General features: G+C 45.1%; 21 protein-coding genes. 7 read left to right on the top strand and 14 right to left on the bottom strand.

The window, feature by feature from the left end; genetic code table 11:
* The first annotated feature begins 71 nt into the window (after positions 1–71).
* Positions 72–836, top strand: a complete 765-nt coding sequence (locus DVG78_RS13195; RefSeq protein ID WP_114461546.1) for a class I SAM-dependent methyltransferase — start codon at positions 72–74, stop codon at positions 834–836.
* 161 nt (positions 837–997) lie between these two features.
* On the opposite strand, the gene DVG78_RS13190 is transcribed toward DVG78_RS13195, so the two are convergent.
* The 6 genes from DVG78_RS13190 to DVG78_RS13165 all read right to left on the bottom strand — a co-directional run bounded on the left by DVG78_RS13190 (position 998) and on the right by DVG78_RS13165 (position 5,155).
* Complete coding sequence (locus tag DVG78_RS13190; protein ID WP_114461545.1) at positions 998–1,402, bottom strand: hypothetical protein; 405 nt, start codon at positions 1,400–1,402, stop codon at positions 998–1,000.
* A 136-nt stretch (positions 1,403–1,538) separates the two neighbouring features.
* Positions 1,539–1,898: a TerB family tellurite resistance protein gene (locus tag DVG78_RS13185; protein WP_114461544.1), complete on the bottom strand. Its 360-nt coding sequence runs from the start codon at positions 1,896–1,898 to the stop codon at positions 1,539–1,541.
* A gap of 245 nt (positions 1,899–2,143) precedes the next feature.
* Positions 2,144–2,443 carry a hypothetical protein gene (locus DVG78_RS13180; protein WP_114461543.1) on the bottom strand — a complete coding sequence of 100 codons (300 nt, stop codon included), beginning with the start codon at positions 2,441–2,443 and terminating at the stop codon, positions 2,144–2,146.
* A 75-nt stretch (positions 2,444–2,518) separates the two neighbouring features.
* The gene (locus tag DVG78_RS13175) at positions 2,519–3,883 is read right to left on the bottom strand and encodes a HAMP domain-containing sensor histidine kinase (protein WP_114461542.1); all 1,365 of its coding nucleotides are present in this window, start codon (positions 3,881–3,883) and stop codon (positions 2,519–2,521) included.
* Positions 3,880–4,569, bottom strand: a complete 690-nt coding sequence (locus DVG78_RS13170; RefSeq protein ID WP_114461541.1) for a response regulator transcription factor — start codon at positions 4,567–4,569, stop codon at positions 3,880–3,882. Before DVG78_RS13170 ends, DVG78_RS13175 begins: the two co-directional genes overlap by 4 nt.
* Positions 4,570–4,618: 49 nt before the next feature.
* On the bottom strand, positions 4,619–5,155 hold the full coding sequence (locus DVG78_RS13165) for a DinB family protein (RefSeq protein WP_114461540.1): 537 nt from the start codon (positions 5,153–5,155) through the stop codon (positions 4,619–4,621).
* 347 nt (positions 5,156–5,502) lie between these two features.
* Here DVG78_RS13165 and DVG78_RS13155 point away from each other — a divergent pair, with 347 nt between their 5' ends.
* Positions 5,503–8,001 carry a PIG-L family deacetylase gene (locus tag DVG78_RS13155; RefSeq protein WP_114461538.1) on the top strand — a complete coding sequence of 833 codons (2,499 nt, stop codon included), beginning with the start codon at positions 5,503–5,505 and terminating at the stop codon, positions 7,999–8,001.
* Between the two features lie 266 nt (positions 8,002–8,267).
* Here the strand turns inward: DVG78_RS13155 and DVG78_RS13150 are convergent, their stop codons facing one another.
* Positions 8,268–8,741: a hypothetical protein gene (locus DVG78_RS13150; protein ID WP_114461537.1), complete on the bottom strand. Its 474-nt coding sequence runs from the start codon at positions 8,739–8,741 to the stop codon at positions 8,268–8,270.
* A gap of 172 nt (positions 8,742–8,913) precedes the next feature.
* On the opposite strand from DVG78_RS13150, the gene DVG78_RS13145 reads away from it, so the two are divergent.
* From DVG78_RS13145 to DVG78_RS13135, 3 genes are all read left to right on the top strand, one after another.
* Positions 8,914–10,410, top strand: a complete 1,497-nt coding sequence (locus DVG78_RS13145; protein ID WP_158550025.1) for a S41 family peptidase — start codon at positions 8,914–8,916, stop codon at positions 10,408–10,410.
* Between the two features lie 63 nt (positions 10,411–10,473).
* Positions 10,474–11,136, top strand: coding sequence for an SRPBCC family protein (locus DVG78_RS13140; protein ID WP_114461535.1), 663 nt, complete (start codon positions 10,474–10,476; stop codon positions 11,134–11,136).
* 36 nt (positions 11,137–11,172) lie between these two features.
* The gene (locus DVG78_RS13135) at positions 11,173–11,751 is read left to right on the top strand and encodes a TetR/AcrR family transcriptional regulator (protein WP_114461534.1); all 579 of its coding nucleotides are present in this window, start codon (positions 11,173–11,175) and stop codon (positions 11,749–11,751) included.
* 165 nt (positions 11,752–11,916) lie between these two features.
* Here DVG78_RS13135 and DVG78_RS13130 read toward each other — a convergent pair whose 3' ends face one another.
* Complete coding sequence (locus DVG78_RS13130; RefSeq protein ID WP_114461533.1) at positions 11,917–12,501, bottom strand: Uma2 family endonuclease; 585 nt, start codon at positions 12,499–12,501, stop codon at positions 11,917–11,919.
* Between the two features lie 70 nt (positions 12,502–12,571).
* On the opposite strand from DVG78_RS13130, the gene DVG78_RS13125 reads away from it, so the two are divergent.
* A complete protein-coding gene (locus tag DVG78_RS13125; RefSeq protein WP_114461532.1) occupies positions 12,572–13,930 on the top strand; it encodes a lysophospholipid acyltransferase family protein in 1,359 nt (452 codons plus the stop codon).
* Positions 13,931–13,936: 6 nt separating this feature from the next.
* Here DVG78_RS13125 and DVG78_RS13120 read toward each other — a convergent pair whose 3' ends face one another.
* From DVG78_RS13120 to DVG78_RS13095, 6 genes are all read right to left on the bottom strand, one after another.
* Positions 13,937–14,749 carry an HAD family hydrolase gene (locus tag DVG78_RS13120; protein ID WP_114461531.1) on the bottom strand — a complete coding sequence of 271 codons (813 nt, stop codon included), beginning with the start codon at positions 14,747–14,749 and terminating at the stop codon, positions 13,937–13,939.
* 106 nt (positions 14,750–14,855) lie between these two features.
* A complete protein-coding gene (corA, locus tag DVG78_RS13115; RefSeq protein WP_114461530.1) occupies positions 14,856–15,920 on the bottom strand; it encodes a magnesium/cobalt transporter CorA in 1,065 nt (354 codons plus the stop codon).
* A 50-nt stretch (positions 15,921–15,970) separates the two neighbouring features.
* On the bottom strand, positions 15,971–16,753 hold the full coding sequence (kdsB, locus tag DVG78_RS13110) for a 3-deoxy-manno-octulosonate cytidylyltransferase (protein WP_114461529.1): 783 nt from the start codon (positions 16,751–16,753) through the stop codon (positions 15,971–15,973).
* 6 nt (positions 16,754–16,759) lie between these two features.
* Positions 16,760–17,092: a DUF5615 family PIN-like protein gene (locus DVG78_RS13105; RefSeq protein WP_114461528.1), complete on the bottom strand. Its 333-nt coding sequence runs from the start codon at positions 17,090–17,092 to the stop codon at positions 16,760–16,762.
* Entirely contained in the window at positions 17,070–17,309 is a 240-nt protein-coding gene (locus tag DVG78_RS13100; RefSeq protein WP_199563246.1) for a DUF433 domain-containing protein, read from the bottom strand. The genes DVG78_RS13105 and DVG78_RS13100 overlap by 23 nt, the downstream gene beginning before the upstream one ends.
* A gap of 225 nt (positions 17,310–17,534) precedes the next feature.
* Positions 17,535–18,122 carry a Uma2 family endonuclease gene (locus DVG78_RS13095; RefSeq protein WP_147277073.1) on the bottom strand — a complete coding sequence of 196 codons (588 nt, stop codon included), beginning with the start codon at positions 18,120–18,122 and terminating at the stop codon, positions 17,535–17,537.
* A 181-nt stretch (positions 18,123–18,303) separates the two neighbouring features.
* Here DVG78_RS13095 and DVG78_RS13090 point away from each other — a divergent pair, with 181 nt between their 5' ends.
* Positions 18,304–21,294, top strand: a complete 2,991-nt coding sequence (locus DVG78_RS13090) for a leucine--tRNA ligase (RefSeq protein ID WP_114461525.1) — start codon at positions 18,304–18,306, stop codon at positions 21,292–21,294.
* The last annotated feature ends 23 nt before the right edge of the window (positions 21,295–21,317 follow it).

Below are 21,317 nucleotides of genomic sequence, written 5' to 3'. Positions count from 1 at the left end.
AGTTTTGCTTTTAAACCGAAAAGTAAAAACTTTGCAGGACTTGTTGAATAAAAATCTCATAAAATTCTCGAATGAAAGACATCATCAGTTGGGTGTTACGACACGTACCGCGCAAATATTTACAATTAGTCAGTCATTTTGGCGTCAAAGTACTGTCGGTTTTTTATCGTGGTAAGGGAGTCGAATGCAGCGTCTGCGGCAGCGAATTCAGAAAATTTCTGCCTTATGGTCGTTCAGGCAGAGACAATGCCCTGTGTCCCAGCTGTTTATCACTAGAACGTCACCGATTGATGTATTTGTACTTACAGCGCAAAACGCCGTTTTTCAAAGCTAATCTCAAATTGCTACACGTAGCACCGGAGTATTGTTTCATCGACCGCTTCGAGAAGATGAAAAATCTGGATTATATCACCGCCGATATTGAGTCTCCTTTGGCAAAGGTAAAAATGGACATTCACCAGATTCCGTTTGAAGCCAATACGTTTGATGTCGCTTTTTGTAATCACGTCATGGAACACGTAGACGACGACATCAAAGCCATGTCCGAACTTTATCGCGTGCTCAAGCCCGGTGGCTGGGCCATCATTCAATCACCGCAAGATTGGTCAAGGGCCGAAACGTTTGAAGATCCGACCATCACCGACCCCAAAGAGCGCGAAAAGCACTATTGGCAGGACGACCACCTTCGTCTTTTTGGGCGAGATTACGGCAAACGTCTTGAAAAAGGAGGATTTAAAGTAACCGAAGACCGTTTCGTCATGAACGAGCTCAGCCCTGAAGAAGTAAAACGCTTTGCGTTGCCAGCCAACGAAGTAATTTATTTCTGCCAAAAATAATGGCATTACGGGTTTAGATTGACATAAATGTAAAAGTTCCACCGAGAATCTTCTCAGTGGAACTATGTACTACAATTCTTAATCTAAACGAAATGGTGCTTTCTTGTGCTCCCCACACCATCAGCGAGGGTTTCCATAAGGTTACCCTTATGAAGCATGTTTTATTTACTTAAACTATCTGCCTGCACATTTGTTTTTTTCGCTTTGCGAGCTACCCTTTCATCCACTTGCGCGGGCTTAGCCTGGCTTTTGTAGTGATTAGGTAATACCAGCGGATTTTGGGGTTCGAGCCCAATCGTTGGCACACTCATAACCACCGTTGCCTCCTGCTCAAAATTGACCTTTCCCTGACGCTTATAATTATGTACCGATTGGACATTATTTTTTAATTCAAGCGGCATGACACGCTCATTTGACGAAACGACCAACGACGATGCATTTTGCGGCGCTTTCTGCGAAACCGGACGCTTGTAATTATGCGGTGAGTTAATGGATGCATTTTGCGCCAATACAGACGACGAACCCAACAAAATTAAGACGATAAATGATTGAATGAACGATTTCATGATAATTATTATGTTTTGGAATACTTAGCAAATGTTGTTGTCTTTTGACACTACAAAAGTACGGCGCTGGTCTTAGAGGGATATTAGGCCAAGATTAGAATTGCCTTAGAAATCCGCGTCCCTTTCTTCTCTCCTCTTATACTTTGCGTATATCGCGTCTGAACCGGCGAATAAATTCTGTTTCTTTTCCTGATACTCTCTCATCAGCTTGTGCTATATCGGTCATTATCTTAATAAAATATTCGCGTGTAGAATCATCCAGGTCTTTACTGTGCGACGCGAAGCAGCGCATGGCAAAATTGTAGGCCTCTTCAACGGGGGTTTGGTAATGCTCTCGCAACTGAAAAGATTGCATCGCCAACTCCCCATGTGGCTCGTTAATCAGTACTTTTCGGGCTTTCAGGGATTCCTGATCCTGCAATTGTCCGTCTATTTTTATGAGTGCATATACGGCACTTCCTAAACCAATGTATAAATTTGGAGCGATGATTTTCATGGTATTTTAGCGGTTAATGTGTGTTTAAAATTTACTTTTCGAGAACTTTAGGACAAAAAAAGACAGGACAAACCAATCATTTATCCTGTCTAAAGTCACTACAGCCATTACTACTCTACCTTATCCGGGGAGGTTTTAAGGATGCCCCGTCATCCAAGAGAATGTCGTTGTTTTTTTTGATGATACAAAAGTAGCGTGCTACTATTAGAGGGATATTATAACCAAATTAGAAGTAACTTAGAAAATTAAGGTGTTGACTTCTGGAGCAACTCCAATTGCTTACGAATCATATTGAGCTGCTTATCGGTTTGCAGTTTAGCCGCGTAGAGCGAGTCATAACGCAACCGAAGCGCGTCGTGCTGCTGCTGGAGGCTTTGGTGCTGACCTCGGTACCGAAAAGCCGTGTCCAGACCGCCAAAAAACAACAGGGCAAAGGCCAAAAAGACAATCCCACCCACAAACGTAGCCGCCCATCGACGACTGCGCTTGCGCACCGTGGCTTGGGGATTGGGTGTGGAAAAATAATCTAATTTGTAGCGCGTCATGTTTTTGCCCTATTTTAAGTAGGCAAAACTACTACCGCCACCTTGGAAGGAACTTAGAAGGATATTAGAAAAGTATTAGGATTTTTGGGGAAGCGTTATCACAAAGGTAGTGCCAACCTCAGGTCCCGATTCTACCGATAGGCTACCGTGGTGTAATTTGATGATTCGGGCGGTCAATGAAAGCCCAATACCATGCCCAGCAATATTGCGTGCGTTTGAACCGCGCCGAAATGGCTTGAAGATAAGGGGTAATTCTTCTTTCGGAATGGCTGGCCCATTGTTATGAAAATGGATTTCAAAAGCACTCCCCAACTTGTTGAAACGAACCTCCACTGTGTTGTTAGGGGAGAATTTAGCCCCGTTTTCCAATAAATTTGTCAACGCAATTTGAAGAAGAGGTTCATTTCCTAACACATTGAAATGCGTTGATTCATTTGAAAAATTCGCCAAATTTACTTTAACCGTATACCCTGGATAGGCCCTGAGTAACTCACTACGAACCTGCCAAAAAATTTCGTCGAGGTAAACCTCCGACAATTTAACGGCCGACTCTTCCATGCTGACCTTTGCCAGCGACAACAAACCGTTGGAGAGTCGATTCAGCTGGCGGGCGTCGTCGAGTACGGAGCGGAGCGTATCGTGCCATTCCTGCGGGTTATCGTCCATCAGCGCAACCTCAATTTGGCCCGTAATGGCCGTAAGCGGCGTTCGTAGCTCGTGCGAAGCATTGGAGACAAACGCCCGCTGTAATTGAAACGCTTCTTCCAAACGGTCGAGCATTTGGTTGAAGCGTTCGGCCAGCTGACCGATTTCGTCGGGTGTATTTCCAACATCTACCCGCAAATCCAGACGTGACGCCGTAATCGCATCTACCCTTCCAATTAGTTTTTTGAGCGGCAACAAAGCCCGGTGTGCATAAAACCACCCCACCAAAAAGACGATAAAACCAGAAATAAACCACCCTACTCCCATCACCCAAAGCAGGTTGCTGACTTCGCTGTGGCCGTATTTATCAACTGCCGAGGCAAAGACCACAAAGCGGTTATATTCATCTGCAAACAATACACCTACCACCTCTCTTTTTCCTTCATCCCAACGAAATTCCTTCTCAAGGCGCACTTGATTCAGGATTGTCTTATCGACTTTTAGAAAATCGGTACCACTTTCATACACCAGCGAATCGCGGTAATTGTAGATAATAATTTCTTCTTCGTTAAGAACCGTTAAATGATTCTTATCGAGCCACTTATAAAGCTCTGGACTGAACGTTTCTTTTCCAAAAAGTAACTCTACGTTGGTATTGGCCTCGGCTTTCAGTTGTTCGTAAAATTGGGCTTTACGGTGCCGCTCTGCGAGCAAATAAATAACAATGCAAAACAACAGTAATAAAATCGAGACGACCGCCGTAAAAAGCAGCGTCAAACGGGTACGAATCGTCATTTTTCCTTGAGCGTATAACCCATCCCAACTACCGTATGGATGAGCTTGTTAGCAGTGTCTTTGTCGATTTTTTTTCGTAAATAATTGATATAGACCTCAATAAAATTGGTGCCTGTATCAAAATCAATGTCCCATACTTTTTCGGCAATATCTACTTTTGAGACCACCCTTCCACGATTTCGCATCAGGTATTCCAATAAAGCAAACTCCTTGGCCGTCAAGTCAATGGTTTGTCCGCCCCGTCGGGCCAGTTTTTGGTCCAAATCTAATTCCAAGTCTGCCACTCGCAGTACGTTGGTCTGCTCGATGGTTTTTACGGCTCGTTTGAGCAGTGCCTTCAAACGAGCCACCAACTCCATAAAATCAAAAGGTTTGACCAGATAATCGTCAACTCCCGCATCAAAACCCGCCAGTTTGTCGGCGGTAGTATCCAGGGCCGTAAGCATCAAAATGGGGATTTGGGTATTTTTGGTACGGATGTAAGCAGCCAATTCTACCCCGTCCATAAAAGGCAAATTCACGTCCAGAATGATGAGATCAAACGTGCGCTCGTCAAAAAGACGCTGTCCCAATTTGCCATCTTCGGCCATTTCGACCGTAAAACCCTGTCTTTCCAAGCCTTTTTTTATAAATGCGGCCACTTTTGTTTCGTCTTCAACCAAAAGTAAATGAGGCACAAATTCCATAAACGGTGCGATAAATAAATAAACGTTAGATTGCTATTAAATCAAAGGCTCAGGCAGGCATGTTGTTTTTGAGTTCTTCGACCTGATTGAGATGTCGATCAATGTGAAACCGCAAAAATTCAAAGCGCTGACGAATATCAATCGGGCCAGAGATAGGATGCGGATGAATCAGGGATTCCAACTCATCGTCATGCAATTCGTGCCCCAAAGCGTTTAGTTCCACTTGAAGACTTTCCAACGAAGCCGCCCAAAAACCGATCGGACCACCAAAACGGGGAGCGGCTATTGCAGGGGCGATTTCTTTTGGCTTCCAGGTCTTTTCCACAATTTCTTCAATCGACAGTCCTTTGTGAATCATCTCTCCATTCCAGATTTTTTTGCCTTCGCGGGCGGCCTGAAGTACTTTCCACATCCCGAGTATGCCGCCGTGCTCGGCCCAATACAAGTGCTCCGTGTTGTCTACCACATTCCAAACATCGGGAGAAGGTTTCCATTGGGCTTGCGCTTCAGAAAGTTGCCTAACAGTGTCAAGGTAACGATTGCGCGCCGCCAATACTTCGCTGATTAGTTTTTTTACCTGATTCATGTTGAGGTTCTTTTATGTGCATTAAAGGTAAAAAAAAGGGTTGAGAAATCGCATCCCCAGTGGTTTTTATGCCTATTTATGCAAAATTGGCTGTTATGGTCGTGACAAAAACAGCCGAGTTTTCTCTTGTATATCTTCTAAATCTGACCATGTTCCAGTTTATGGCTGTTTGGGGCATGGACAGCATCGTTTTTAAGAAAGGCTTCGTTCCTATATTCCGCCCGTCGCAGGTACGATGGAGTCCCTGAAAAAAATTCGGGTCTAAAAAAGAAAAGGCAAACCCAATGATGTATTCATTTTCGACGGTTTTTGTAGCTTTGTCAAATCACTTGCAAATTTGCCGAACTATGAGAAAACTTACGTCTTACACCTTTTTCTTTCTCCTTTTATTACTTTCCACCCTTAACATCCACGCCCAGGTAAAACCATTAACCTCCAGCGAAATCCTCCTTAATCTTAAAAAACTAAATGTATTGGGTAGCGCCATGCACATCGCCGCTCACCCCGACGACGAAAACACCTTACTCCTTACGTATTTATCCAAAGAACGACTCGTTAAGACCCAGTACCTCGCCCTCACGCGTGGCGATGGCGGTCAAAACCTCATCGGACCTGAGCAGGGCGAATACATCGGCATCATCCGTACGCAGGAGTTGCTGGCCGCTCGGCGCATCGACGGAGCTGAGCAACTTTTTTCGAGAGCCTACGATTTTGGCTTTTCCAAAACCCGCGAAGAAACGCTCAAATTTTGGGGAGAAAACAACATTTTGTCCGACGTGGTGTATCACATTCGTAAAAACCAACCCGATGTACTCATTACGCGCTTTCCGCCAGATGCACGGGCAGGTCACGGCCACCACAATTCGTCGGCATTCTTAGCAGAATTGGCCTTCAATATGGCGGGCGACCCCACCAAATTTCCAGAACAACTCAAAGAAGTACAAACGTGGCAACCCAAGCGGGTGGTTTGGAATACTTTTTCACCGGGTTTTTCTAACCAAAAACCCACCGATAAAGGCAGTTTTATTACCATCGACATTGGCGGCTATAGCCCATACCTCGGAAAATCGCACGCTGAAATCGCCGCCGAAAGCCGTAGTTCACACAAAAGCCAGGGATTTGGCTCAGGGGCTAACCGCAACGCACGCATTGATTTTATGATGCACAAAGACGGCGTACCCGCCGAAAAAGACCTGTTTGACGGCGTTGATATGTCGTGGAACCGCGTCAAAGGAAGTGAGCAGGTAGCGCAACTTGTAGACCAAGCCATTCGCAATTACAACGTCAATTATCCCGCCTCGTCGGTACCAGTTTTGGTCAAAATTCATCAAGAATTAGGAAAGCTAGACGCTCAAAATAAATACGTTCAGCAAAAGAAAGCCGAAATCGAAGTATTGCTTCAAAACTGTTTAGGACTTTGGTTTGAAACCAACCCCATCGACTACGCCGTAGCCCAAGGCGACCGCGCGGCGGTGCGGGTAAGCGTGGTAAAACGCGCCGATTATCCCCTCAAACTTACCAGTGTGCAATTTTGGGGTGCTCAAAAAGATTCTACGTTGTCATTGGAGTTGAAAAACAATGAACTTTCAACCTTTACTTTCAGCGCGGAGGTTCCTAAAACAATCAAAATCAGTCAGCCGTATTGGTTAGAAAAACCCATCAAAAACGGAGCTTTCCAGATTGACGACCAATCCAAACTAAGCACACCCGAAAATGTGCCTTCGTTACAAACATCGTTCACATTCCTCATTGATGGTCAATCATTTATCTTTACCAAACCTTGGGTCTACAAATCAACCGACCCCGTGGATGGTGAAGTATACCGTCCGTTCGAGATTCGTCCCGAAGTGACCGCCAACGTGAGCGAAAAAGTGTACGTTTTTGCCGACAACCAACCCAAAATGGTGGACATTGTGGTAAAAGCCCACCGTGCCAAAGTGAAAGGGACGTTGACGTTTGACGTGCCCGCTGGCTGGCGCGTGGAGCCAGCCCAAATTCCGTTTGATTTGCCCGAAAAATACCAAGAACAAACTGTGAGCGTCAAGATTTTCCCTTCTGCCCAGCAGAGTGAAGTAAAACTGAAAGTAATTGCCAAAACCGAGAACGGAGAGAGTCCTTATAGCCTCAAATCGGTTGAATATAAGCACATTCCGACGCAGACGATTTTTCCGATGGCCACCACCGCCTTGGTCAAACTCGACATCAAAAACAAAGCAAAAACCATCGGGTACATTGCGGGCGCAGGCGACGAAGTACCCGCGGCCTTGCGCCAAATGGGCTGCAATGTAACCTTACTTGATGAAGCCGCACTCAGCAAAAATCTTGCGGTTTATGACGCCATCGTAGTGGGCGTTCGGGCCTATAACACCGAAGAGCGCATCAAGTATTTTCAGGAGAAATTGATGGAGTACGTCAAAAACGGCGGTACGATGGTGGTGCAATACGTAACGGCGGGAGGATTTGGTAATACACTCAAAGTGAACAACATAGGTCCGTACCCCTTTAAAGTAGGCCGCGACCGAGTCACGGAAGAGGATGCCGAAATGCGGATTTTACAACCCACGCATCCTATCTTGAATACCCCCAACAAAATTACGTCGAAAGACTTTGAAGGCTGGATTCAGGAGCGCGGTATTTATTTTGCCGTAGAATGGGACAAAAACTACACGCCCCTTTTCTCAGCCAACGATACCAACGAAGCCGCCAAAGAAGGTAGCCTTATTTATGCACCCTACGGAAAAGGCCATTTTGTGTATACTGGCTTGGTGTTTTTCCGCGAGCTTCCTGGCGGAGTATCGGGTGCGTATCGGTTGTTTGCCAACTTAATTTCGCTGGGGAAGAAGTAGTTACGATATAAACAACTCATATTTTCAAAAATGGGCTGGCTATTTGCGGCCCATTTTTTTTGTTGTTTCAAGCCTTTTCTTTCCAAAACACAGCGCGCAATCGACTGTTTGAGGCTGCGCCAAAGGGTGAGCAGTGCTTCCCCACTGGTAATAAACATCCAAAAAGGTAGGCCCAACCCAATTTTATTTACAAAAAAATAAGCGCTTACATTACATAAGCGCTTGATTTATATCATCTTATACCGAGCAACAAAAATAATAAATTACTATGAAAGCACCGTTTGCTCGCTCCATTCAAAATGCGGAAGCTTAATCGGAGCCAATAATTGTTCTTCGAGCATATTGGCCCATTCGCTGATGTAGAGCACCACATCATCCCGAAAATTATGACGCAAGTAGCGTTTCTCGGCGGGCAGGCGCTGCAAAATGCGGACATCCGACAGTCGTTCCAATTGCTTCAAATCGTCGGGGTCGAGGCCCGCCTCCATCATTTCGCCGATGAGCAAATCCATGGGCAAACCACTCGTTGGGCAATAGTCATTGAGCTGCTCGTTCCAATCGCCGCGCCCATTGGCAAGGGCATGGACATGAATTTCGGCTTTGGTCAGGCGGGTAAGTTCCTGCGCTAAGTTTCCGCAATTGCAGCTTCCCATGTGGCCCCATTGATAAGGTGAACCTTTTTCGATTTTTCGGGCCGTACGACGAAGCGCCGCAATAAGGTCAAGATTCGGGCGTGCCATAATCGTAAATGTATTGATTAAGTTAATTGAATCGTTTCGATAATGAATTAACCAAAAAACACCTTGTTGCTGGTTTTTGTTTTAAGGCAATTTATGTATTTTTTTGTAAAAATTAAGGTTTTACGTTGTCCAAATCATTTTTCTGGCGACATAAAACGAAATGCACCACCCGATGAAATTTTCTATTTTCGCAAGTTGTATCTGCCTTTGCCTGTTTACCGCCTGTAGCTCCACGTTTAACCCCAAACAAACGTATTCGGTGCAACAAATTCAGGATGATTTCAACCTCATGCAACGGGCGTTGCTGGAGTCTCATCCAGGAATTTATCGGTATTCTTCACCCGATACCATTCAGTGGATTTTTAATAAAACCGCTCAGCAACTGACCCACTCCATGACCGAGCGCGAATTTAGGCGTACGGTCAATCCCGTTTTTTCTTACATCCGCTGCGGCCATACCGACATTTATCCATCCAAACAGTACACAAAATACATCAAAAAAAATAAATCCAAAGAACTTCCACTTTCGGTTTTTTGGGCTGATAATCAGCTTCGTATCACTCAAAACCGCACCAAAGATTCCACCCTTGCCGTGGGTGGCGAAATCACCCGCATGGATGGTCGGCCCATCGAAAAAGTGATGAAAGAAATGTGGGATTTAATTCCATCGGATGGCTATAACCAAACCTTTAAAATTTCCGTAGCGAACACCAATTTTGGTTCATTTTATCGCTATTTGTACGGCAACGACAGCACATTTACTATGACTGTAAAAGACAGTTTGGGAAAGTCGCATAATCTAAAAATTTCGTTTACGGCTCCTCCCAAACCCGCCAAAAAGAACGCTCCTAAGCCAGTCGGTGCGCCTAAACCCAACACCGTTCCGACCACGACGCCCATTCCTCGCCCTAAAGCACCCAAAGTCGATAGACGACGCACCTTGAACATATCGACGCGCGACAGCAGCGTGGCAATTCTGGACATCAACACTTTCCGCGACGGCGGTCATCGCAAGTTCTACCGAAAATCTTTTCGCACCCTTAAGCAAAAAAACATTCAACATTTGGTCATTGACCTACGCGCCAATGGCGGCGGCCGCTCCGATGCCAGCGTCAACCTGATGTCGTATCTGTTGGACTCAACCTTCGTGGTTTATGATACCATCGACGCCGTACGGGGGCGCCCCTCTTTCAACCGCTATTACGGCGGCAAACTGCTGCGCTTTGCAGCGCGTAATTTCTGGTCTAAAAAAATCTCTTCCGACCGAATTCGCAACCGGTCGACCGCAAAAAAAATACGCCCTAACAAAAAATACGGTTTTAAAGGCAAGGTTTACTTACTGACCAACGGCGGGTCGTTTTCAGCGGCGGCGATTTTCCCTTCTATCATTCAGGAATATAACCCAAGGGCAGTCGTTATTGGCCGCGAAACCGGCGGCGGGCAGTACGGTTGCAACGCCTTCATTTCCCCTTATCTTACCCTCCCAAACACAAAAGCAAAGGTCAGAATCCCGATGTACAAAATTGTGTTAAACCTTCCGGGCTACGACAAAGGGCGCGGTGTAATGCCCGACATTCCAGTAGCGTACACGTTTCAGGATGTGTTCAAAATGAAGGATTTAGACATCGAAAAAGTCTATGAATTAACAAACAGTGCTAACAAACAATAAGAAATTACAAACATTATTAACTTAAACTACCTACGGCCACGGCCGCTTTATTGCCGATTGCGTATGCTTGAAAATTGGAACTTAACTCATTATTTCTACTTTTTTCTCCTTCTATTACCATTTACTTCCGTAAGTCAGGAACAGAATGAGTGGAAGTTGGAAAAGGATAAAAACGGAATCAGGGTGTACTCACGCCACCTCACTGGAAGTAAGTTGAAAGAGGTAAAAGTAACCTGTGAACTCAACGCTACCTTATCGCAACTTGTGGCGTTTGTATCAGACATCGACCACTACAAAGACGCCGTGTATCGGGTAGCAGATGCCTATTTAGTTAAGCGCATCAGCGACCGGGAGTTTTATTATTACAGCGAAACCGAAATGGTTTGGCCTGTATCGAATCGTGGCTTGGTTATCCGTATGGAGTTTGACATGAACCGCACGACCCGAACCCTCCGTATTCGTGGCAACAATGCCCCAGAGTTGGCTCCCCAAAAAAAAGGAGTGGTTAGAATTCCTCTTTGGCATTCGCTTTGGACAGTCCAGGAAATTGACAGCAAACGGTTGAGGATAGACTACAATTTTGCCGTTGACCCAGGCGGTGAGCTACCGATTTGGCTCGTCAATGCCCTGATTGCGGTGGGGCCTTATCAGTCTTTTTCAAGCATGGAAAAACTGCTGACTCGCCCCTACTACCAAAATCGTACGTTTAGTTTCTTACAACCCTAAATTGAAGTAAATAACTCCGTACAACGCCCCCAAATCATGAGAACAAAAGATGAAACCAAAGTACAGCTCATTCTCAAAACTGCCCTCAAAATGGTGGCTCGGGTAGGATTGACGGGACTCAAAATGTCGGATTTAGCCAAAGAGGCAGGCGTAGCAACGGGAACCGTTTATATTTATTTTGAGGATAAAAATCAACTTATTTTTGAGCTATACCATTACCTGATGCATGTCAGTATCAATGATTTAGCACCGCAAATTTCGGAGACCGATCCACTCAAAATCAAAATCAAAAAAATAGCCCGTAACTACCTAGAAGACAACATAAACAACCCCGAATACGGCGCATTTTTGGAACAATATTTTCGTTCACCCTACTTTCATAAAGAGGATTCGACCCGCGTCGAAAAAGAAATCACCAAACAACCACTCTACCAATTGATGGTGGAAGGCCAACGCCAAAGTCTCATCAAAGAAGCCGACCCTGAGCTGCTCGTTACGTTGGTGTACGGAATGCTGAATGAAATGGCAAAAGTGTCTGTTTATACCCAAAAGCCCATTAGTACCGCCGAATGGGAATTGACATTTAGTGTACTTTGGGATGGAATACGGAGTTAATTTAGAACAAAAGGGGGCATTGATTAATTAATGACCCACGGATGACACTGATTCCTTTGGAAACACGGGTTTTCACGGATTAAACCCGTGTTGGAACATGGCAGCGGCCAACCGTCCGTTTTATCGGTGTTCTATTGGTCTGCGACAAATAGTTAATAATTCCCTTTATCTCGCCGACAAATCAATTCCCCGATAAATATCTGAGAGCTTCAGCGTTACATTAATTGATTGTAAATGAATTGTTTCTGAAAGACTGGCTACGTCGTTGGTGCGCCAATCTTTTTCATTCAATCGGAAGTAAGCAGAAACCAGTGCGTGTTTTTGATGAACTACCACGTATTCTTTAAATGAGGGTAGCGAACGGTATAAATAGAATTTTTCGCCCCGGTCATACTCTTCCGTAGAAGGCGACAGCACCTCCACAATCAACAATGGATTCAGGATGGTATCTACTCGATTTTGATAAAACAACGGTTTTTCACAAATCACCACAGCATCTGGATACACAAAACTCTCAATGGTGGGAATATGGATTTTGGTATCACTGTTGCTAACTTCAAAACGCGAGTCTTGAAGTGCATTGCCTAATGCCGTTAAGACATTAGTAGCGATGCGGTTATGAACGTAGGAAGCCGCACGCTTTTTAGTTATTTTTCCGTCGTAATATTCCAGTTTTTCCAATGATTGCGCCTCCAGTTCGAAGTATTCTTCGATGCTATACGTGGTTTCGGGCGAAAGTAATGCAACCATAAAATAAGCAGTTTTTACAAAGTTAAACGAAAATTCCTAATTTGAGCCAAATCTGACCCTGAGGATTATTATGCTCTTTTACTCCTTGCTAAAGTTTGTTTTTACGGTTACGCTTCGCCTCTTTTTTCGGCGGTTTCAGGTTCATGGACTCGAAAAATTGCGGAAAGCCAAAGGTCCGTTGATTCTGGCGGTCAACCACCCCAATACTTTTATGGACCCGCTCATTGTGGCTACTTTGATGCCCCAACGGGTTGCTTTTATTGCCAACGGCGGTATTTTCAACCGATTGACCCGACCCGTTTTCAAGTATTTTCACGTCATTCCTGTATATAGAAAAAAAGACACCTCCGACGTTCCACTCTCCCCCGCCGAACTCAATAAAATGACATTTCAGCGGTGTTATGATTACTTAAAAGCCAAAGGAACGATTCTTATCTTTCCCGAAGGAACGAGCGAAATCGAGCGTCGTTTGCGCGAGCTCAAAACGGGCACTGCCCGCATTGCCTTGGGTGCTGAATACGAAAACAACTTCCAACTGGGCCTTCAAATTTTACCGATTGGTCTTAATTATTCAGACCCTACGCGCTTTAGAAGCGACGTGTTTATCAACGTTGGCAATCCGATAGCCCTCGCTGGTTTCAAAGAAAAATACAATTCAGAGTCCTTTGAAACCGTTGAAGAACTAACGGACTTGATTCAACAGCGCATGGCCGAAACGGTCATCATTACCGAGGATGAAGAAGAAGATACATTGGTAAAACAAGTCGAAATTTTATATAAGAATCAACTCTTTGAAGAATTGGTTTTGGACAGCAAAGCCCAAAAGGACGAGTTTGACCTCATTAAGCAAATTGTGACGGCGGTACGGTATTTTGAGCAACACCGCCCCGCCCTCTTTAAGTCTATGCAAGTCAAAATGTCCAACTATTTGGATACACTACACAAGCTCCGTCTTTCAGATGAAATTTTCACCCAAACCCAACACCTCAGCCGCCATCTCAGGAGCACCGTAAGTTTATTGATTTTAGGCCTTCCAGTGTACCTATTCGGGCTATTTTTCAATTATCTACCGTACATCTTACCTTCCAAAATTACCCCTTTGATTTCTAAAGACATCTCCTACCGCGCCCCCCTCATGATGACCCTTGGAATCTTCACATTTCCCCTCTTTTACGGACTCCAACTGTGGATATTTCAGGCTATTTTCCAACTACCCTGGCTGACGATAGGCTTGGCAATTTGTCTGCCCCTTAGCGGTTTTTTTGTTTTGTGGTACTGGGGTCGAGTCACTCGCCTGAGCCATGTATGGCATGCTATACGGCTCTTTCGGCGTAAACCTACACTAATGCAAACGCTTTCCAGCGAGCGCACCGCAATCTTCCAATCGCTCAACGAAGCCAAAGAGCTTTATTTGAAGTTGGGAGAATAAAAGGGGCTAATTCTTCACCATTGTAAGCTCCGCAATCAATTGTTCCAATACCTTAGCCACGCCATTTTCATCGTTTGATTCGGCCCTAAAACGCGCCGCTTCTTTGATGTCGGGATGGGCATTGTCCATGGCGTACGAAAAATAGGCTTGCTGCATCATTTCCAAGTCATTGAGGTAATCGCCAAAGACCATGGTTTCGGCCGCCGAGATACCGTGCAATTGCTGAAGTACGTTCATAGCTTTGCCTTTATTGGCCAAGTTGTGCGACAAATCAAGCCAAATCCCCGCCGAGACCTTCACTTTAATTTCATCTTCCCACGCCTTAAAGTGCGGATAACTATTGGCCGCCGAGCCGTCCAAATCACAGATGCTCACTTTCAGGCATTCATCATCCGCGACGTCCAGCAAATTTTCCACCAATTCGTAGCGTTCAAAATACTTGGTCAATTGCGCCCAAAAGGCAGGCTCGGTGTTTTCGACGTAGGCTTTTTTCTTGCCGCAAAAAATAGGGTATGCGTTCGAAATGGGTCGGGAGGTCAGAATCAAAGAATCAACAATTTCTCTTTGCAGCGGTTGGACATACAGTTCTTGATTTTGGTACACGACGTAACTGCCGTTTTCGGCCACAAAAATCACGTCATCTTTAACGGGCTCAAACTGTTTTTGAAGGTTGAAATACTGGCGTCCACTGGCCGCCACAAAACGTATCCCGTGGGCTTTAAGGGTAGCTAAAATGGGGTAGATGGCCGGGTTTAACTCCCCTTTAGAGTTTAGCAACGTACCGTCCATGTCGGTAGCCACTAATTTTATATCTTTCATATACGACAAATGGTCTATCCCAAAATTGCACAATTTCTTGCGTAGGAGCGTCTTTTTATGGAATATATACCATTTAATCGTAAGATATTTTTATTCTATCAATCCCTTACATCCAACCTCGCCGCCTAAAATAAATCAACAGCCCCCCCGCCAACACCGCCATGCCGCCTATGGTATAAAAATACCCGTTGGGCTGACGCAATTCTGGCATATTGTCGAAGTTCATGCCGTAGATTCCAACGATAAACGTGAGGGGCATAAAAACCGCCGAATAAATAGTGAGGGTTTTCATGACGGTATTCATGCGGGAGCTAAGCGTAGAATAGTGAATATCAATCAACCCGGTCAATAATTCACGGTTGGAGTCAATGGTTTCAATGGCATTGATGACGTGGTCGTGTACGTCACGGAAATACGGAAACGTACTTTTGCCAATGAGTTTTGAATTTTCGCGCAGACCCTGACTCAACATATCGCGCAGCGGCAATACGTATTTGCGCATGAGGGTAAGCTGACGTTTCATGTTATAAAGTTCACTGATGGGGTCTTTGTGTTTTCCGGCCAAAATCAACCCTTCCAGTTCTTCCAACTCCTCGCTCATTCTTTCAAGGATTTCGAGGTAATTGTCCACAATCAAATCAATCAATGAAAACAGCAAATAATCCGCCCCATTGCGGCGCGTTTTTCCAACCGACGCTTTGATTCTATCCAAAACGGGACCAAAAATATCACCCGTACGTTTTTCCTGAAACGAAATCAGGTAATTGCTCCCCAACAAAAAACTCACGTGCTCCGCTTCGATTTCTCCCGTCTCATCGTGCCAATACAGCATTTTGAGGGACACAAACACGTAGGTTTCGTTAAAAAATTCAATCTTGGGCTTTTGCCGGGTATTCATGATGTCTTCCAACAAAAGCGGATGAATATTGTGCAACTGCCCCACGGCCTCAATGACGCCCGACTCGTGAATCCCGTCCACATCTAGCCAACTGATGTAGGGTTTATCGCCCGAAATCTGGCAATCTTTGATTTGTTTGATGGTGTGTTGCTCGTGGTACTGCTCGTTGTATTTAACGATTTTAAGGGTAGTATCTTTTGCCACTTCTGGCCCCACATACACCAATGTACCAGGAGAAAGGCCAAACGTAGAGGTATTGGGTGGGGGTGTCATGGGTTATTGATTTGTGGTTTTCGGTCGCCGATTTTAGTAGGTGAATGTTACTATTGAGCCATCAATCGCAACACTTTTTCTACGTCTTCAGGCGTGTCGATGCAATGACTTTCGTAGGCCGTAAGCCCCATTTTGATTTTATAACCGTTTTGAATCCAGCGCAATTGCTCCAAGGATTCGGCTTTTTCTAAACTAGAAACGGGCAATTTTGTAATTTTCTCTAAAATATCGGACCGGTAAGCGTACATTCCCACCTGACGATAATAAATGTGGTGTTTGTGCCATTCTTTGGGGTCAACTCCTTTCAGAAAAGGCAATACCTGACGGCTGAAATAGATGGCTTCAAAATTCTGATTTACAATCACTTTAGCCTCCCCCACATCAAAAAGTACTTCATAATCGCTCACGGGAATCATCTGCGAAGCCAACTCTACACTCCCGTCCAAAACCGCTCCCAACTCATCAATCTGCTCGGGTGCCACGAAGGGTTCATCGCCTTGAATGTTTATAATGTAATGGGTTTCGGGTTTGGGATTTACGGTTGTTTCTGAATTTTTAAACTGTAAACCGTGAACTGTAAACTGATACGCCTCCCAACACCGGTCGGTGCCGCTGGGGTGGTCGGGGTGGGTCATCACGGCCTTGCCACCAAACGCTTGTACGTGTTGGAGAATGCGCTCATCGTCGGTAGCGACAATCACTTCCGACAGGCATTTGGCCTGCGATGCCTGCTCGTACACGCGCTGAATCATGCTTTTGCCTTGAATATCAATGAGGGGTTTGCCCGGAAAACGCGTCGAAGCGTAGCGAGCGGGAATAATACCGATAATCATTTGTATTTATACGTGTAAACTGTAAACTTGCCCCTTCGCTGCGTTAGGAATGAGCATAAAAATCTGCGGAAGAAGCGGTTGGATAAATTCATATTTAAGATTGGATACATTTAAAACAATGAATGCCAAATCTATCTGTGATATATTGTGCTGAAAAGGAATGTTTTTATCCGTTGTAACAAATATGTCGAATCTGTTTTCAACTGCTAATGCCAATAACTTACCATTTTTGACGCTGAGCCAATCCATATCCCTTACCGTAAACACATCAGGCTCCACCTCTAAAAGCCTAAATTTAAGCCTTTTAGGGATGTTTTCATCCAGCAATATTTTCGGCATTAATAACGTGATATGCTTGGATTAATAAATAGCCAGATTGCTCAATCACAACCAATGCCTGCTCTTTAGTAACGGCAGGAAAATCTTCCAGATACGTTTCTAACGTCTCTCCTGTACCTAAATAATCGAAAAGGCTTTTGATTGGAACGCGAGTACCAAAAAAAACCGGTTCTCCACTCTGAATATCAGGGTCTATCTGAATAACAGTACTTTTCATACTATTGACCATTAAAATTGAATACAAAGGTACGAAAATGTCGATAATCCTTAACTGCCAAATTTCAATCTGGCGGCCTGATTCTATTCAGGTGATGACGCCAAGCCGTAGAAGTACAAGTTACAATTATACTATTACTGCCCTGTTTGGTGTTATCACCAAACAGGTAGAAGCATAAGTTTTAATTACGAAAGAAATGTTGGTGGAATAACACCCACATCGCTATCACTCAAAAACACTCAATTCCAATTCAAAACCAGGCAGCACCTCTTCGCCTGACACCTTCCCTGCTGAAAACGGCACCAGCTCCACCGTTCCGTTTTGGCGATATATCCACACTTCTTGGCCCGCCAAATCAATCAGCCAACCCAATCGTACGCCGTTTTGAATGTATGCATTCATTTTGAGTTGGAGCTTCGGAAGGCTATCGGTTTTGGAGCGAAGTTCGGCCACAAAATCGGGAGCGATGTGGGCAAACTGATTTTTTTCACTTTCAGGCAACGCGTCAAAACGGGCTTTCAGAATAAAAGAAGCATCAGGGGCACGCATAGAACCGTCGGCAAACGTAAACCCCGCCGACGAACTGAACGTATAGCCCAGCTTCGAAGAGTGGTTCCACAATTCGAGAATGAACAAGAGCTTATTCTCGTAAAAACCTGAAAGTGTGTTGGTTGGTGACATAATGATAATATTCCCGTCGGCATCGCGCTCAATATTCAGTTCATCGTTCATGCGGCAAAATGCCAAAAACGCGGCATCATCCCACCGAATCTCGTCGGGAAGCCTGAGTACATATTCATCCAATGCAACCATAATCTCTAACCGTTTTTTATTCAAAAATAACAATTTCACCCCCAAAACCCAAAAGTCGCTGAAAAGCCGTAATTTTGCGCCCTAATTAACACAATTGTCTATTGTTGTCAGTGATTTTGAGGGAATTAGTTAAGTATTTAAGCCATTCTCACTACTCACTGCTCACTACTGAATACTAACTATGGAATACAATCACCGCGAAATTGAAAAAAAATGGCAGCAGTTTTGGGAAAATAACCAAACCTACAAGACTGATATTGACCACAATAAGCCCAAGTACTACGTCCTCGACATGTTTCCTTATCCTTCGGGAGCCGGACTACACGTAGGGCACCCGCTGGGCTACATTGCATCTGACATTATTTCGCGTTATAAAAGACTCAAAGGCTTTAACGTGTTGCACCCGATGGGCTTCGACAGCTTTGGCCTTCCCGCCGAGCAGTATGCCATCCAGACGGGTCAGCACCCCGCCATCACGACCGAGCAAAACATCAGTACGTTTATCAGTCAAATGAAAAACATCGGTTTCAGCTACGACTGGAGCCGAGAAGTTCGCACGTCTGACCCCAATTATTACAAATGGACGCAGTGGATTTTCATGCAACTGTTCAACCATTATTACGACAAAGACGCCGACAAAGCCCTGCCCATCACTCACTTAGTTGCGCAGTTTGAAAAAGGAGGCTCCGCCGCCGTCAATGCAGTTTGCGACGAAGAAACGCCTGAATTTACCGCCGAAAACTGGAACGCCATGAGCGAAAAGGAGCAGCAAATCCTGCTGTTGAAATACCGCTTTACCTTTCCCGAAGAATCGTACGTCAACTGGTGCCCGGGCTTAGGAACGGTGTTGTCCAACGACGAAGTAAAAGACGGTGTCTCGGAGCGTGGGGGCTTTCCCGTAGAGCGTAAATTGATGAAACAGTGGGCCATGCGCATCACCGCCTACGCCGACCGCCTGTTGACAGGCTTAGACACCATCGACTGGCCCGAACCCTTGAAAGAGCAGCAACGCAACTGGATAGGCAAAAGCGTAGGGGCAAGTGTGAAGTTTAAAGTAGCCAGTAAAAACAACGATGCCCTTAACATCGAGGTATTCACCACCCGCGTTGACACCATCTACGGGGTTAGCTTCATGGTGTTGGCTCCCGAGCACGAATGGGCATTGGAATTGACCACTCCTGAGCAAAAAGAAGCCGTCGAAACCTACATCAAATGGGCCGCGAGCCGCAGCGAAGTAGACCGCATGGCCGAAAAGAAAGTGACGGGCGTGTTTACGGGCAGCTATTGCATCAATCCGCTGAGTGAAGAAAAAGTACCCATTTTCTTGGCCGATTACGTGTTGGCTGGCTACGGAACGGGGGCCGTCATGGGCGTACCTTCGGGCGACCAGCGCGACTGGAACTTCGCCACAAACTTTGGTTTGCCGATTGTCCCGATTTTGGACAGTCAAAAAGACATTGACCAACAGGCCGACAACACCAAAGAAGGGACTTACATCAACTCGGGCATCATCAACGGCATGACTTATAAAGAGGCCACCGATACGTTGATTGGCTGGTTGGAAGAGCGCAAATTGGGCAAAGGAAAAGTGCAGTACCGCCTGCGCAATGCCGTTTTTAGCCGTCAGCGCTACTGGGGTGAGCCGGTGCCCGTTTATTTTAAAGATCATGTTCCTTATCTGATTGATGAAAGTGAATTGCCTTTAGAATTGCCCAAAATCGACAAATATCTCCCCACCGAAACGGGCGAGCCGCCACTGGGCCGCGCCGAAGGTTGGAAATATAAAAATGAATACGAATACGAATTGAGCACCATGCCCGGCTGGGCTGGCTCCTCGTGGTATTGGTATCGCTACATGGACCCGCAAAACAACGACGCTTTTGCCTCCAAAGAAGCCATCGACTATTGGCAGCGCGTTGACTTTTATTTGGGCGGCTCCGAGCACGCCACGGGACACTTGCTGTACAGCCGTTTCTGGAATAAATTCCTGAAAGATTTGGGACTCGTACCCCACGAAGAATTTGCCGCTAAGCTGTTGAATCAGGGCATGATTCAGGGACGAAGCAACTTTGTTTATCGTTTAAGAACTGAGATTTCTTCAACGGAATTAGCAGGAAGCAAAAACGAGGACAAAGAATTATTGCCAAGTAAGGATATCCCCCAAATATTTATTTCAAAATCTATTGTAGATTTAGTTGAAAAAGGTCCAATTGACCCTAACTATCATGATACAATTTTTAAAATTGATACTTACCTGAATCAACTTACTAAAAAGATAGCACAAAAACATCCTGATAAAGTTGGTGAAATTGTCTGTTCTTATTCCCCTTCTTTTGCTTTCATCACCAAATTGCACGTCGATGTAAACATTGTTGACAACGATGTCCTTGACGTAGCCGCTTTCAAAAACTGGCGTGAAGATTTCACCAATGCGGAATTTATTTTGGAAGATGGAAAATACGTTTGCGGTTGGGAAGTCGAAAAAATGTCCAAATCGAAGTTCAACGTCGTCAATCCTGACAACATCGTTGAGAAATACGGGGCCGATACGCTGCGTATGTATGAAATGTTTTTGGGGCCATTGACCGATGCGAAGCCTTGGAACATGAACGGCATCAGCGGTACGTTCAACTTCCTGCGTAAGTTTTGGCGGTTGTTTTTTGAAGACCAGAGCGGCAAACAAAAATGGACCGATGCCGAGCCTACCGCCGAGGAATTGAAGGTATTGCACCGCACCATCAAACGCGTGGAAGAAGACATCGAGCGGCTTTCGTTCAATACCGTCGTGTCTACGTTTATGATTGCAGTTAATGATTTGAGCGATTTGAAATGCCATAAAAAAGCAATTTTGAAGGAAATGCTTATTTTGTTGGCGCCGTATGCCCCGCACATTACCGAAGAATTGTGGGTGGCATTAGGCAACGAAGCAGGTACTATTTCGTCAGCGTCTTTCCCCGTATTCAATCCTAAATACTTGGAAGAAAGCGCGTTTGAATATCCGATTCAAATCAACGGCAAAGTACGCGCCAACATTCCGTTTCCCGTAGATATGTCCAAAGAAGATATTGAGCAGGGCGTATTGGCCAACGAAACCGTTCAGAAATGGCTTGAAGGCAAAGCCCCTAAAAAGGTAGTGGTAGTGCCAAAACGAATTGTGAACGTGGTGTTGTAACACACTAACGGAGCCCGAAAATC

Source organism: Runella aurantiaca (assembly GCF_003339505.1).
GTDB lineage: Bacteria > Bacteroidota > Bacteroidia > Cytophagales > Spirosomataceae > Runella > Runella aurantiaca.
This window is presented reverse-complemented; position numbering and strand designations above follow the sequence as displayed.

What these genes read in the sequence shown, in the direction of transcription:
- DVG78_RS13145 (WP_158550025.1), top strand. Translation starts at nt 8,914, where the DNA reads ATGAAATTTTCTATTTTCGCAAGTTGTATCTGCCTTTGCCTGTTTACC.
- DVG78_RS13195 (WP_114461546.1), top strand. Translation starts at nt 72, where the DNA reads ATGAAAGACATCATCAGTTGGGTGTTACGACACGTACCGCGCAAATAT.
- DVG78_RS13170 (WP_114461541.1), bottom strand. Translation starts at nt 4,569, where the DNA reads ATGGAATTTGTGCCTCATTTACTTTTGGTTGAAGACGAAACAAAAGTG.
- DVG78_RS13175 (WP_114461542.1), bottom strand. Translation starts at nt 3,883, where the DNA reads ATGACGATTCGTACCCGTTTGACGCTGCTTTTTACGGCGGTCGTCTCG.
- DVG78_RS13150 (WP_114461537.1), bottom strand. Translation starts at nt 8,741, where the DNA reads ATGGCACGCCCGAATCTTGACCTTATTGCGGCGCTTCGTCGTACGGCC.
- DVG78_RS13105 (WP_114461528.1), bottom strand. Translation starts at nt 17,092, where the DNA reads ATGCCGAAAATATTGCTGGATGAAAACATCCCTAAAAGGCTTAAATTT.
- DVG78_RS13190 (WP_114461545.1), bottom strand. Translation starts at nt 1,402, where the DNA reads ATGAAATCGTTCATTCAATCATTTATCGTCTTAATTTTGTTGGGTTCG.
- kdsB (WP_114461529.1), bottom strand. Translation starts at nt 16,753, where the DNA reads ATGATTATCGGTATTATTCCCGCTCGCTACGCTTCGACGCGTTTTCCG.
- DVG78_RS13095 (WP_147277073.1), bottom strand. Translation starts at nt 18,122, where the DNA reads ATGGTTGCATTGGATGAATATGTACTCAGGCTTCCCGACGAGATTCGG.
- corA (WP_114461530.1), bottom strand. Translation starts at nt 15,920, where the DNA reads ATGACACCCCCACCCAATACCTCTACGTTTGGCCTTTCTCCTGGTACA.
- DVG78_RS13185 (WP_114461544.1), bottom strand. Translation starts at nt 1,898, where the DNA reads ATGAAAATCATCGCTCCAAATTTATACATTGGTTTAGGAAGTGCCGTA.
- DVG78_RS13125 (WP_114461532.1), top strand. Translation starts at nt 12,572, where the DNA reads ATGCTCTTTTACTCCTTGCTAAAGTTTGTTTTTACGGTTACGCTTCGC.
- DVG78_RS13090 (WP_114461525.1), top strand. Translation starts at nt 18,304, where the DNA reads ATGGAATACAATCACCGCGAAATTGAAAAAAAATGGCAGCAGTTTTGG.
- DVG78_RS13120 (WP_114461531.1), bottom strand. Translation starts at nt 14,749, where the DNA reads ATGAAAGATATAAAATTAGTGGCTACCGACATGGACGGTACGTTGCTA.
- DVG78_RS13130 (WP_114461533.1), bottom strand. Translation starts at nt 12,501, where the DNA reads ATGGTTGCATTACTTTCGCCCGAAACCACGTATAGCATCGAAGAATAC.
- DVG78_RS13165 (WP_114461540.1), bottom strand. Translation starts at nt 5,155, where the DNA reads ATGAATCAGGTAAAAAAACTAATCAGCGAAGTATTGGCGGCGCGCAAT.
- DVG78_RS13155 (WP_114461538.1), top strand. Translation starts at nt 5,503, where the DNA reads ATGAGAAAACTTACGTCTTACACCTTTTTCTTTCTCCTTTTATTACTT.
- DVG78_RS13135 (WP_114461534.1), top strand. Translation starts at nt 11,173, where the DNA reads ATGAGAACAAAAGATGAAACCAAAGTACAGCTCATTCTCAAAACTGCC.
- DVG78_RS13180 (WP_114461543.1), bottom strand. Translation starts at nt 2,443, where the DNA reads ATGACGCGCTACAAATTAGATTATTTTTCCACACCCAATCCCCAAGCC.
- DVG78_RS13140 (WP_114461535.1), top strand. Translation starts at nt 10,474, where the DNA reads ATGCTTGAAAATTGGAACTTAACTCATTATTTCTACTTTTTTCTCCTT.
- DVG78_RS13100 (WP_199563246.1), bottom strand. Translation starts at nt 17,309, where the DNA reads ATGAAAAGTACTGTTATTCAGATAGACCCTGATATTCAGAGTGGAGAA.